The organism is Pseudoalteromonas sp. RB2-MNA-CIBAN-0110, from assembly GCF_040309305.1.
Taxonomy (GTDB): Bacteria; Pseudomonadota; Gammaproteobacteria; order Enterobacterales; family Alteromonadaceae; genus Pseudoalteromonas; species Pseudoalteromonas arctica.
Genome location: NZ_JBEOOQ010000007.1, coordinates 87,557 through 99,769 on the forward strand (window position 1 = coordinate 87,557; position 12,213 = coordinate 99,769).

Consider the following 12,213-nt stretch of genomic DNA (forward strand, 5'->3'; position numbering starts at 1 on the left):
TTCTATTTTATATAGAATCTAATTTTTAATTTTAGATGATAAAATCCTCGCATAAGCGGGGATTTTTTATGCCTGATACTTTTTCAAAGAGATGAGAATAAGTTGTAGGGTTAAGCTTGCTGGCGCGCGCACAGAGCGAAAGAGGGTGGCGGCAATAATATTAAAGGTTACTTAAGTTTTAATATTTTATAACACAGTTAAAGCTGAAACTGCTGCTTTAAAATATCACCTGTAAAACTGGTTTTTAAGTAAAAGCCACGGGGTAGGGTTTTAATTATTTGCCCATTTGGACCAATAGCATCAGTCACTATTTTGCTATGAGCTGCTTTAGGGCGTATTTGCATCGCATCGCCTAAATGGCCTGATATTTCGTCGACTCTACCTAGCGCAATTAGCTCCATTTGCTCTTCCCAGTCGCGCTGTAATAAAGCGTCCTGTTCAGGTGAGGGTTGCCACAAAAAGCCGCTGCCAATGGTTCTATCAAACGGGGCAATATCACGTTCGCTTAAAATTGGCAGCCATAAAACATGATTTAGTTTTTTACGTACAGAGCTGGTATGCCACGTCATTCCTGTAACGTTCATTAAAGGTGTAACCGATACAAACGTAGTTTCCAGTGGCCTACCTTTATAGGAAATAGGGAGTGTTTTTAGCTCAATTCCTAAATCTTCAAAATCCGGAAGTGGTTTTGAGCCCGCAGTAGCACCTAGTACGTATTCAATTAACTGACCAGTCCAACCTTTTTCGCGCAGTAAATCATCTGGCGTTTTAAAATTATACTTGTTAGCAAGCTGCCCTAGAGTTAATCCGGCAATATTATTAACGCGTTGCATTAAATCGTTAATTGAGTGTGGTTTTGTAGGTCGCATGTCATGCCAATTTTATTAAAATATGAATATTATAGAGGTTTAATAACTCACTAACTACGTTGAAATTACTTATGCGGAGAAACTGCATATGATAGTTTTTTGTTATTGAGCTACTTTTTATTGCGATTATAAGTATCAATTCAACGTAATCAGTATTCTTAATTTCGGTTGTATAAATATCATAGCCATGATAGCAAATAGGCTAAGCCGTGGATATCACTAGAGTTGTGTGTTTTTTGCTCGCTTGTTGTTTGTGTTAATTTTGAACATATTGAAATTAAGCTGCTTTACTTTAAGTTACTGACTCAGTTGGTTTTTTTAATGTTGTACATTCAGTTTTGATTAAGCAATTTAAAAGTTGTAAGGATAAATACAACTATATGAACATGTTTATCCACAGAATCTGTGGAGAAGCCAAGTTTTTGGATCTAATATTGTGGATTTGTTTGCAAAATGAGCGTGTTTTACAAAAGTTATGCACAAACTGTGAGTAACTAGAGGAAAACAAGAACCGCAATAGCCTTGTTAAGTTATTTTCCAAATATTTACCCACTCTCCATAATTTATCAATGTACTAAAAGCTCAAACTTAGCTTACTAATCGGGTTGGGTATAATAGTATTTGCCGTATTGCGGCTAATGTGGAACAATCATTAAAAATCGACTTACAAATGAGGCACTAAGGTGATTGATGCCGAAGGTTTTCGTGCCAATGTCGGAATTGTGATTTGCAATAATCAGGGACAGGTTTTTTGGGCCAGACGTTATGGTCAACACTCTTGGCAATTTCCCCAAGGTGGTGTTGATGATGGCGAAACTGCAGAACAAACCATGTACCGTGAATTACACGAAGAAGTAGGGTTGCGACCAGAAGATGTAGAAATAGTCGCAAGCTCAAAACATTGGTTACGCTATAAATTACCCAAACGATTAATCCGCCGAGACTCTAGTCCGGTGTGTATTGGGCAAAAACAAAAATGGTTTTTACTAAAATTACGCTGTAAAGACGAAGATGTAAATTTACTTAAAACCCATCATCCTGAATTTGATGATTGGCGCTGGGTAAGTTATTGGTATCCTGTAAGACAGGTTGTATCGTTTAAACGGGATGTTTATCGACGTGTAATGAAAGAGTTTGCTCCTTTCGCCATGCCTTTTAATAAGAGAGAACAACATAAAGATCATTGGCGAAGTAAAAGGTAGTTAATTCAGAATAAAATAAAGGAGCAGGACATGCTGGCTACACTGAGATCTATTGCGGAGTCTGTATCGCGACAAGCGAATTTAGACAGCGCATTAGTGTGCTTTGTGCAAATGGTTAAAGATGCCATGAAAACCCAGTGCTGCTCCATTTATTTTGCAGATTACAGCCAGGACAATTTTGTACTTATGGCAACCGAAGGGCTAAACCCCGATGCGGTAGGTAAGTTTAGAATTGGTTTTACCGAAGGTTTAGTTGGCCTAGTAGCGCAACGCGAAGAACCTATTAATATTGCATTTGCTAAATCGCATCCTCGTTTTAAGCTCTCCCCCGAAGTAAATGAAGAAGGCTACAACGCTTTTTTATCTGTACCCGTTGTTCATCAAAAAAAAGTACTGGGCGTTATTGTTGTCCAACAAAAAATGGCACGTGTATTTAGCCAAGACGAAGAGTCGTTTTTAATAACGCTTTCTGCTCAACTTGCTTCACAGTTGGCGCATGCTGAAATTAAAGAAATACTACGCCAAGATGAGTCATCTCATCAAACGTCTGTTTTAAAAGGTGTATCGAGTGCGCCAGGAATAGGTATAGGACAAGCATTTGTTGTATTACCAAAACTTGATTTTAAATCTATTGAGCTTTTAAAAGACAGTGACGTCACTGAGCAGCGCCGTTTATTTACTCAAGCTGTAGCTGCAACGCGCAAAGAATTTAATACCCTATCTATGACGCTAAGCGATTCTATTCCGCACGAAGCTCTTGCGGTATTTGATGTGTATCAACAACTGCTTGACGCTAAAAGTTTAGGGCATAATGTTGAAATGCAATTACAAGAAGGCTGGTGTGCTAAAAGCGCCCTAAAAATTGTAATAGAGCGTTTAATATCTCAATTTAATGCCATGCAAGACCCTTATATAAAAGAGCGTGCTGTTGACGTTAAAGACATTGGTCTTCGCGTATTACACCACCTTGTAAATACCGAGCACGCTGTTAAAAATTATCCGGCCAACACTATTTTAATTGCTAATACCTTAACACCCGCCATGCTTGCTGAAGTGCCAAAAGGTCATTTAACAGGCGTTGTAAGCGTAAATGGCTCTGCAAATAGCCATGCTTCTATATTAACGCGTGCGATGGGCATTCCTGCCATTTGGGGTATAGAGGATTTACCTCTACTGCAGTTTAATGGCAAACCGATGATTTTAGATGCATTTGCTGGGCGTTTATATATATCGCCTTCACAAATGCTGATGGACGAATACACAGAGTTACAGCATCAAGATAACCTACTTAATAACCGCTTTTTAGCTGAGCAAGACTCAGAATCAATTACGCTTGACGGTGAACATGTTAGCTTATTATTAAACGCAGGCCTTGAGCTTAATACTGAGCAAAGTAGCGCTCATATTTGTGACGGTGTGGGGCTTTATCGAACCGAAGCGTGGTTTATGCAAAAGGGTCAGTTTCCTTCGCAATCAGAGCAAGAAAATTGGTACCGAGAAGTACTAACTAGCTATCATCCTAATCCTGTGGTTATGCGTACATTGGATATTGGGGGCGATAAGGTACTTGATTACTTTAATATTACCGAAGAAAACCCATTTTTAGGTTGGCGTGGGATTCGTATTAGCCTTGATCACCCAGAGTTATTTTTAGATCAACTAAAAGCGATGCTTAAAGCAAATATTGGTTTAGGTAACTTAAAAATAATGCTCCCTATGATCAGTGGCACTGAAGAAGTGGACGAGTCACTTGCGTTATTTGAACAGGCTTATTTTGAGTTAAGTGAAAAATACCCAGAGCAAACTATAGAAAGACCCGACATAGGAATAATGCTGGAGGTACCTTCAAGTGTATTTATGCTTCCAGAGTGGTCAAAAAAAGTCGATTTTTGCTCAGTAGGCAGTAACGATTTAACACAGTATTTATTAGCAGTAGACAGGGCTAACGCACGTGTAGCCGAACTTTTTAACCCTTATCACCCAGGTGTACTAAGAGTACTAAATAAAGTGGCGCACGAATGTGAGCAATATGAACTGCCATTTAGTTTGTGTGGTGAACTAGGCGGCGATCCTGAAGGGGCTATTTTACTTATTGCCATGGGTTACAGACGCCTTAGTATGAACTTATCATCGCTTAATAAAGTGAAGTGGGTACTTAGGCGTTTAAATGTCAGTGACATGGAACAACTACTAAGTGAATGTTTAGCGCAATCCACTGCCAAACAAGTACTACGTTTAACGCGAAGCTTTATGCTAGAGCATAAATTAGGTGATTTGTTTTACACCCCCAAATAAGCTTGTACACCTAATTAATTGCAATACACAGATGCTATTAGTTTTATAATCCTTTAATATATAAACCTTAAAAGGGTATTTGAGATTACTATGTATGACTTAGGTTTGTTAGTCGCAAGCTGCGCACTACTAGGCTGTATTGTTGGGTTTTTAGCTGGGTTACTAGGCATTGGCGGCGGTTTAATTATCGTTCCAGTACTAAGCACTCTGCTACTCTCATTTAATGTAACGTCGGCTGATCATGTATTAGTAATTGCTATTGCAACCTCACTCGCTTCTATTTTATTTACTTCAACGTCTTCAGCGCTGGCTCATCATAAAAATGATAATGTGCCTTGGGCAATCGCCCCGTGGGTTATGTCGGGTGTGGCTTTAGGTGCACTTATTAGTGGCTTTGCAGCAAGTTTAATCCCTGAACAAATATTACGTACAGTGTTTGCTATAAGTGTTGTATTTATTGCAGCAAGAATGGTGCTCTCCGCGCGTAATAAACCGATGTCAGAAAAACCGTTGCCGGCTGGTCCTATTTTAGGAGGCGTTTCTGCAATAATGGGCGGGTTATCAGGTTTAATAGGGATTGGCGGCGGAGCTTTAATAGTACCTATGCTTAATTATTTTTCGGTTGATATAAAAAAAGCAATTGGCTGCGCGGCAGCGTGCGGAATTGTTATTGCGTTATTTGGCTCTATTGGTTACATCAGCGCAGGCTGGCATGTTACCGATTTAGAGCATGGTTTTGCCGGGTTTGTTTATTTACCTGCATTATTTGGGATTGTTATTACCTCGTGGTTTGTTGCGCCCATTGGCGCCAAAGCAACTCACTATTTACCTGTTAATACAATTAAGAAAGTTTTCGCGGTGCTGCTTGTAGTTATCGCAATTAAAATGGTTTTTAGCTAAAGGTTTATTTTTTATGGCACTTGAGTTTCCTCAAATTGATCCAATTATTTTTTCTGTTGGACCGCTAAGCGTACGTTGGTATGGCTTAATGTACTTAATAGGTTTTGCATTTGCGATGTGGTTTGCTAATCGTCAAGCATCAAAGCCAAATTCGGGTTGGACTAAAGACCAAGTAAGCGATTTACTGTTTTACGGCATGTTAGGGGTAATACTAGGTGGGCGTATTGGCTACGTATTGTTTTACCAGTTTAGTTATTTTATAGAAAACCCACTGTATTTATTTAGGATAGATCAGGGCGGTATGTCGTTCCATGGTGGAACACTTGGCGTTATAACCGCCGTCGCAATTTTTTCGTGGACGCGTAAAAAGTCACTGCTTCAAGTAGGCGACTTTGTTGCACCACTGGTTCCTGTAGGGCTTTTAGCAGGGCGTATTGGTAACTTTATAAACGGTGAGTTATGGGGCCGAGTTACCGACGTGCCATGGGCAATGGTATTTCCAACGGGCGGTCCGCTTGCGCGCCACCCATCGCAATTATACGAAGCATTTTTTGAAGGCTTAGTGCTGTTTTTAATCCTGCAATGGTTTATTAAAAAACCACGTCCAGCAGGCAGCGTAGCCGGTGTATTTTTATTAGGTTACGGCGTGTTTAGATTCTGTATTGAATATTTCCGCCAACCCGATGCACAACTCGGTTTATTTGCCGACTTTATTTCAATGGGACAAATATTGTCACTTCCTATGATAGTGGGTGGTTTAGGTTTATTAATTTGGGCATATAAGCAACCACAACACGTTAAAACAGCTAAGGCATAATAAGAAAAGCATGAAACAATATTTAAAATTATGTCAGCGTATTGTTGACGAAGGTCAGTGGGTCGAGAACAAACGTACAGGTACGCGTTGTTTAACCGTTATTAATGCCGATTTAGAATACGATGTGGCTAATAATAAGTTTCCAATGATCACGACGCGCAAAAGTTACTACAAAGCAGCGATTGCTGAGTTACTAGGATATTTACGCGGTTACGACAGCGCTGAGCAGTTTCGTGAGATTGGCTGTAAAACATGGGATGCCAACGCGAACGATAATAACGCATGGCTTAATAACCCTAACCGTAAAGGTGAGGATGACATGGGGCGTGTTTATGGCGTACAAGGCCGTGGTTGGCAACGTCCAGATGGCTCAACGCTTGATCAGCTTTCCAAAGTTATTGATAACTTAAAAAATGGCATTGATGACCGTGGTGAAATAATCACGTTTTATAATCCAGGTGAGTTTGAGCTTGGTTGTTTGCGCCCGTGTATGCATACGCACACTTTTTCACTACTTGGCGATACGCTATACTTAACGTCATACCAGCGAAGCTGTGATGTACCGCTTGGCCTTAATTTCAATCAAATTCAGTGTTTTGTGTTGCTTGCGTTAGTGGCTCAAATTACCGGCCACAAAGCGGGTAAGGCGTATCATAAAATTGCTAATGCACATATTTACGAAAACCAACTTGAACTGATGCGAGATGTGCAGTTAACGCGTGAGCCATTTGCGTCACCTCAGTTAAAAATTAATCCAAAAATTAAATCATTAGAAGACATAGAAACGTGGGTAACACGAGACGACTTTGAAGTAACAGGCTATCAATGCCATGAAGCGATTCAATATCCATTTTCAGTATAATAAAAGATTAAGGAAAACATAAAATGAAAGCAGTGATCCCAGTAGCGGGCCTTGGTACTCGTATGTTACCAGCCACTAAAGCAATTCCTAAAGAAATGCTTCCAGTGGTAGACCGTCCTTTAATTCAATATGTAGTAAACGAAGCCGTTGCTGCAGGAATTAAAGAAATAGTGTTAGTAACGCACTCAAGTAAAAATTCAATCGAAAATCACTTCGATACGAGCTTTGAACTAGAAGCTACTTTAGAAAAGCGTGTTAAGCGGCAATTACTTGCCGAAGTGCAAGCAATCTGCCCTAAAGACGTAACCATTATTCACGTACGCCAAGGTGAAGCAAAAGGCTTAGGCCATGCTATTAGTTGTGCAGCGCCTATTATTGGTAACGAACCGTTTGTAGTTATTTTGCCAGATGTAATTATTGATGATGTAGAGAGCGATCTTAAAAAAGATAACTTAGCAGAAATGATCGCTAATTTTGAGAAAACTAAGCACAGCCAAATTATGGTAGAACCAGTACCAATGGCACAAGTGAACCAGTTTGGTGTGGTTGATTTAGGTGATGTTGACTTAAAGCAAGGTGAAAGCTCGCCAATTCTTAATATGGTAGAAAAGCCGCCAGTAGATGAAGCTCCATCAAACTTAGCTGTAGTGGGTCGATACGTATTAAGCGAAAATATCTGGCCGTTACTTGCAAAAACTCCGCAAGGTGCAGGCGACGAAATTCAATTAACTGACGCAATTGCGATGTTAATGGAACACGAAAAAGTAGATGCATACGCTATAAAAGGCCGTAGCCACGATTGTGGAAGTAAAATTGGTTACTTAAAAGCAACGATTGAGTTTGCACTTCGTCGCGATGAATTTGCCGATGAATTAAAATCATTTATTAAAAAACTGATTTAACAGTTAACGTAAAACATGAAAGGCGCCTATATCGGCGCCTTTTTTTATGAGTTTTATCAGGGCCTGTTTATCTTTCGAGGTTAAATTTGCAGCAGGCTGTTTGGTATTTAAGCAAGGCAGAGCCTATGTAGTGTGGTTATTCCCCATAAATAGGCGATAACGTAGCATAAATGCCAAACATGCGCTGCCCGAAGGGTTCTGCCTCGGGGCAATTTACTCTTTGTTGCCTACATGGATGTAGGTAAGGGGCGTGAGCAGGACGCGGAAGCTTTACTCGGTTTTTACTTATTCTTACATGGATGTAAGCCAGTAGAATAACGCAGGAGCAGTTATCGAGCCCACTAGGTTACAAACCTCGCGCCGCGATTAAATGGCCCCTAGATTGAACAAATTTTAATCCTGAAAGGTCAACAGGCCCTAGAATAAAATAAGAAAAGGAATAGCTCTAAAATAAAATTTTTTAAGTCATTACAGACATATTGTTATTTATGTTGTAAAGTTTGTGTTAATTGGCATTGAATTTGTATTAAATAATGCTCTCAAGGAAGGGATGGAGTATGCAACGTTGTGTTTTACGAAATACTGACAAGCATGCGAAGAGCTAAGTTTTATAGCTCACAGCTTAAATAAAGTTAAACGCTTTCTTGTGAGAATGTTTAACTGAAATGTAGTGTAAAAACACTGCTTTCAGGACAACTAATACATGTTTATATATAAAAAAAATAACATTGGGCTTTTACTTAGCTTGCTAATGCTTTTATTTGGTACAGCATGCAGCGTCTCGCCTGAAATAAAAACCATTGATGAACAACCTCAAAGTAACTCGCCTGACTACGTATCAATTACAGCCCTTGAACTTGCACAGCTAAAAGATGCCGCAATGCAGTGGCAACAAGCTCGTGAAGGCATAGAGCGAATTTTAAGATTAGAAAAAGAAATAACTTACCTCGTAAATCATATCGATATTATAAACAGTAAAGCTATTGCACAGTCTAATCAAGGGTATAGCAGCAAGTCTGTACGCTCACCACGTAACACACGCAATGTTAAGTCACGCCAACAAGTTAAACAAAATTACAGTAATAAAAAACAAACTGTAAAATTAAATAAACCTAAACATGTATTTGCTTTACAGGTAGCTTCGGTTGACTCAGAGCAAGGTGTGGCTAAAGCATGGCAAGAGCTAAATACTAAAGCAGCACCGTTGTTTAGAGACAAAATATTGACTAACGTAGAAACCGCCAAAATAAACGACAAAATGTTTTACAGGCTAAAACTTGGCTCTTACCAAAACTTTAAAAATGCAAAAGCAGACTGTGACGTATTCAAGTTATATAAACTCGATTGCATAGTAAGTAACTACACTGATAAGCCAGTAAAGCTTTAGCTCACAGTATGTAATATCAATCTGCAATAATACCTAATCAATTTGAAGGATTAGACCTGATGCTAACTTCGCTAATAATTTTTGATATACGACTGCATGAATGCAGGAGGTAGGGCAATGCAGCAGCAATTAGTGATACCAACTAAATGATGAAATTTTGCCTTGTTATCGATATGGCTTTTCTTACTTCAAGATAGACTACTTAATTAAAAAGTTGCTATAAAGTGGCGCAAAATTTGCTTTGATTTATTATCTTGGTTAGTAGAGTGCTTTTGCAATGCGGTATTTTAAGTCTTGTCATTTAATATCAGTTTTATTCTTATCTTTTTATTTATATGGATGTAGCAGCGCAACTGTAAATAACGAGAGCGTGCAGCATTCTTTAATTACTGATAAACAACTAAAAGAGTATGTTTCGCAGTGGCACTTAGAGCAAGAAAGCATTGGTCGTTTAACTGCTATGGAAGATGATTTACAGCTGTTAATTATGGCGTTATCGTCTCGAAGTGAATTAACTGAAAACCCTCCTTTACTCATGCAAAATAAAACCGATATCACCTATGGTAATCAGCCTTCACAGAATTTGGAACCGACGGCACTAAATAACACTCCCGAAGTAAAAACACCAAACTTACAAAATTCAGAACTCACCTTAACAGATGAAACTAAAATTGGAGCACAGCTTGGTTGGTATTTAAAGCCAGAGCTTGTTAAAGCAAGAGTCGAAAGGCTTAAGCAATTATACCCCAGTGCATTTACTCAATTTAATTTTACTATGTTTGAACGTAAAAATAATAATATGACTTTGTATGGATTACGTGTAGGTCCATTTAAAAACGATGCTCAAGTAAGTGCGTTTTGTTATTTAGCTAATCAGCTTGATCAAGCATGTAATATTGCTGCTTTTGTCGGAAAGCCAATATAATTAATAAATTAGGCCTTTTAAACTTATATAGTATTAAAGTATTTGTACTAATAGTCGATACTAACTATAGTTGGGCAAATATTTGATAAAGCCCATTTTCTTATAAGGATTTAGCATGAAGTTTTATTTATCTGCATTAGCTGTAGCCACCGTGGTCAGCTCGTTTAGCACTTATGCTGCTACAGAGTCATTTGAAGCGAAAGTAACGGTACAAAATGCTGTAGTACTCACAAAAGATAACGATTTAAATTTTGGTACTATTCGTGCTATTTCAGATCCTACAGGCAATCTGCAAGCTACGCTTACAATTAATCCTGATCCTGATGCAACTAATGTTACCTCGCAAGACGACGCTGCTGGTAATGTGGCAACTATATCAATAATTGAAGGTGGTGAAGCGGGTGCTTTTAGTGTGTCAGATGTAGTACCAAATTCTATTTTAACCATTAGCGACCCAGTAAATACTTTAGTACAACCTTTAGCTGGTCAAGGGTTAAATGAACCTGATTTTACTGTAGGTACTTGGACTTACTTTATAACGAGCGGTACTAATGCTGGTGGATTATATACAAGTGCTACGCCCAACCTACAAGCTGGCGTTGATGGCGCTGTATCATTTAATATAGGCGCGACTCTTTCTACTTCATCAAACGCATCAAGTGTGGATTACCCTGATGGTGAGTATTCTGGTAGCTTTAATATTGAAGTGTCATATTAATTAGTGTTTAAACAAACAATGCGCTTTTTGTATGTTTCTGCTTGGCTTTCGTTAATGTTTAGCGAGCAAGCCTATAGCGCAAGCATACAACAAGAAGCGCTTAATTTTGGCACTTTAGTTATCCCTCAAAATAATACTTTAAGCTCTATAACCATTAGCCATGAAGGTGAAACAACCACATTTGGTAATATTTACGTATTAACTGAGGGGAATCCCGCAGAACTTTTATTTACCGATTTACCTCCCCTTACTCAAATATCGTTTAACAAAACGAGTGACTCTACATTGCAAAGTGAAGCGCTAGGAGCTAATAGTGCCAAGTTTTCGGTTGTATTAGTGGATTTACCAAGAACGCAAACTAGCGATGAGTTTGGAGAGCTTTTACTCAAAGTAGGTGGCCGTTTAATAACGACAGGGACTAGCCAAAGTTACTTAGATGGTAGTTTTATTACTGACACCCAATTAGAAATTACGATTGATTACTAAAGGAAAAACATGCTTTATAAAGTTGTAGTGCTGCTCGCACTGAGTGTATGTATTTTAGGAAAAAATGCATACGCAAATTTACTTATCTCTCCAACCCGTATTAGTTTTGATGAACGTCAACGAACCGCTAAAGTTACCGTAATTAATACGGGTGATGAATATCAAACATATCGTGTTTTATGGAGTGAGAAGCAAGCGCAACCTAGCGGTGGCTACATACAGTTGGCAGAGGCTACAAGCGAAAGTTTAAGTTCAATGGCACGTTTGTCACCAAAACAAATGCGTTTAGCACCTGGTGAAAAACAAACAGTAAAAATAGCAATACGTAAACCTAAAGGCCTAGCTTCTGGTGAGTACCGCTCTCATCTTCTATTTCAAGCATTGCCTGGTGAAAATACTAATAAAACAAGCTCAATAAAAGTTAATATGATTATGAGCTACAGTATACCTATTTTGTTACGTAAAGACATTAAACAGCCAGTAGTTGCCATAGAACAAGCTAAGCTAGTGCTAAATGAAAGCAATCAACGTCCTCAGTTTTTATTGAATATAAAACGAGAAGGTAAGTTTAGTAGCTACGGTAAATTAAGTGCTTACTTTGTTGATAGTAATAACGAGCAAGTTAAAATTGCAGAAATTGGTAATTTAAGTATTTATCCAGAAGTAGATAATGCGTTTGTAACCCTTAGTTTATTTAGTGACAAAAATTTAGATAAAGCAGGAAAAGTCATTTTTAAATATGAAGGCAGTCAAGAATATAAAGACCTTACATTTGCACAATACACTCTGCCTTTAACCTCACAATCACTTAATGTTTTAACAGTGAATGACGCTAAATAATTTATTGTAT

The 12,213-nt window shown here is 38.5% G+C and carries 12 protein-coding genes; 11 read left to right on the plus strand and 1 reads right to left on the minus strand.

Translation table 11 applies throughout. The features are described 5' to 3' along the window. Nucleotides 1-197: 197 nt before the first annotated feature. Nucleotides 198-869 carry a DNA mismatch repair endonuclease MutH gene (gene mutH / locus AAEY68_RS05995; RefSeq protein ID WP_024589993.1) on the minus strand — a complete coding sequence of 224 codons (672 nt, stop codon included), beginning with the start codon at nucleotides 867-869 and terminating at the stop codon, nucleotides 198-200. Nucleotides 870-1,552: 683 nt separating this feature from the next. Between mutH and rppH the strand changes: the two genes are divergently transcribed. The 11 genes from rppH (at nucleotide 1,553) to AAEY68_RS06050 (ending at nucleotide 12,203) form a co-directional block, all read left to right on the plus strand. Continuing rightward, nucleotides 1,553-2,071: an RNA pyrophosphohydrolase gene (rppH, locus tag AAEY68_RS06000; RefSeq protein ID WP_002958704.1), complete on the plus strand. Its 519-nt coding sequence runs from the start codon at nucleotides 1,553-1,555 to the stop codon at nucleotides 2,069-2,071. A gap of 30 nt (nucleotides 2,072-2,101) precedes the next feature. Beyond that, nucleotides 2,102-4,366, plus strand: a complete 2,265-nt coding sequence (gene ptsP, locus AAEY68_RS06005; RefSeq protein WP_007583118.1) for a phosphoenolpyruvate--protein phosphotransferase — start codon at nucleotides 2,102-2,104, stop codon at nucleotides 4,364-4,366. Between the two features lie 90 nt (nucleotides 4,367-4,456). After that, nucleotides 4,457-5,266, plus strand: coding sequence for a sulfite exporter TauE/SafE family protein (locus tag AAEY68_RS06010; protein WP_024589991.1), 810 nt, complete (start codon nucleotides 4,457-4,459; stop codon nucleotides 5,264-5,266). 13 nt (nucleotides 5,267-5,279) lie between these two features. Then, a complete protein-coding gene (gene lgt, locus AAEY68_RS06015) occupies nucleotides 5,280-6,083 on the plus strand; it encodes a prolipoprotein diacylglyceryl transferase (protein WP_007583122.1) in 804 nt (267 codons plus the stop codon). A 10-nt stretch (nucleotides 6,084-6,093) separates the two neighbouring features. Beyond that, a complete protein-coding gene (locus AAEY68_RS06020; protein ID WP_350585671.1) occupies nucleotides 6,094-6,945 on the plus strand; it encodes a thymidylate synthase in 852 nt (283 codons plus the stop codon). 23 nt (nucleotides 6,946-6,968) lie between these two features. After that, on the plus strand, nucleotides 6,969-7,847 hold the full coding sequence (gene galU, locus AAEY68_RS06025; RefSeq protein ID WP_007583126.1) for a UTP--glucose-1-phosphate uridylyltransferase GalU: 879 nt from the start codon (nucleotides 6,969-6,971) through the stop codon (nucleotides 7,845-7,847). A gap of 703 nt (nucleotides 7,848-8,550) precedes the next feature. Beyond that, nucleotides 8,551-9,234 carry an SPOR domain-containing protein gene (locus AAEY68_RS06030; protein ID WP_024592961.1) on the plus strand — a complete coding sequence of 228 codons (684 nt, stop codon included), beginning with the start codon at nucleotides 8,551-8,553 and terminating at the stop codon, nucleotides 9,232-9,234. Between the two features lie 370 nt (nucleotides 9,235-9,604). After that, the gene (locus tag AAEY68_RS06035; RefSeq protein WP_350585673.1) at nucleotides 9,605-10,159 is read left to right on the plus strand and encodes an SPOR domain-containing protein; all 555 of its coding nucleotides are present in this window, start codon (nucleotides 9,605-9,607) and stop codon (nucleotides 10,157-10,159) included. Between the two features lie 115 nt (nucleotides 10,160-10,274). Continuing rightward, entirely contained in the window at nucleotides 10,275-10,877 is a 603-nt protein-coding gene (locus AAEY68_RS06040) for a DUF4402 domain-containing protein (RefSeq protein ID WP_024589986.1), read from the plus strand. A 3-nt stretch (nucleotides 10,878-10,880) separates the two neighbouring features. After that, entirely contained in the window at nucleotides 10,881-11,363 is a 483-nt protein-coding gene (locus AAEY68_RS06045) for a DUF4402 domain-containing protein (RefSeq protein ID WP_024589985.1), read from the plus strand. Nucleotides 11,364-11,372: 9 nt separating this feature from the next. Next, nucleotides 11,373-12,203 (plus strand): fimbrial biogenesis chaperone, encoded by an 831-nt coding sequence (locus tag AAEY68_RS06050; RefSeq protein WP_197140022.1) that lies wholly within the window; start codon nucleotides 11,373-11,375, stop codon nucleotides 12,201-12,203. The last annotated feature ends 10 nt before the right edge of the window (nucleotides 12,204-12,213 follow it).

Bases quoted from the DNA above. Each gene is read 5' to 3' on its own strand.
- AAEY68_RS06010 (WP_024589991.1), top strand. From the start codon at position 4,457: ATGTATGACTTAGGTTTGTTAGTCGCAAGCTGCGCACTACTAGGCTGT.
- AAEY68_RS06030 (WP_024592961.1), top strand. From the start codon at position 8,551: ATGTTTATATATAAAAAAAATAACATTGGGCTTTTACTTAGCTTGCTA.
- AAEY68_RS06040 (WP_024589986.1), top strand. From the start codon at position 10,275: ATGAAGTTTTATTTATCTGCATTAGCTGTAGCCACCGTGGTCAGCTCG.
- lgt (WP_007583122.1), top strand. From the start codon at position 5,280: ATGGCACTTGAGTTTCCTCAAATTGATCCAATTATTTTTTCTGTTGGA.
- mutH (WP_024589993.1), bottom strand. From the start codon at position 869: ATGCGACCTACAAAACCACACTCAATTAACGATTTAATGCAACGCGTT.
- AAEY68_RS06020 (WP_350585671.1), top strand. From the start codon at position 6,094: ATGAAACAATATTTAAAATTATGTCAGCGTATTGTTGACGAAGGTCAG.
- AAEY68_RS06050 (WP_197140022.1), top strand. From the start codon at position 11,373: ATGCTTTATAAAGTTGTAGTGCTGCTCGCACTGAGTGTATGTATTTTA.
- galU (WP_007583126.1), top strand. From the start codon at position 6,969: ATGAAAGCAGTGATCCCAGTAGCGGGCCTTGGTACTCGTATGTTACCA.
- ptsP (WP_007583118.1), top strand. From the start codon at position 2,102: ATGCTGGCTACACTGAGATCTATTGCGGAGTCTGTATCGCGACAAGCG.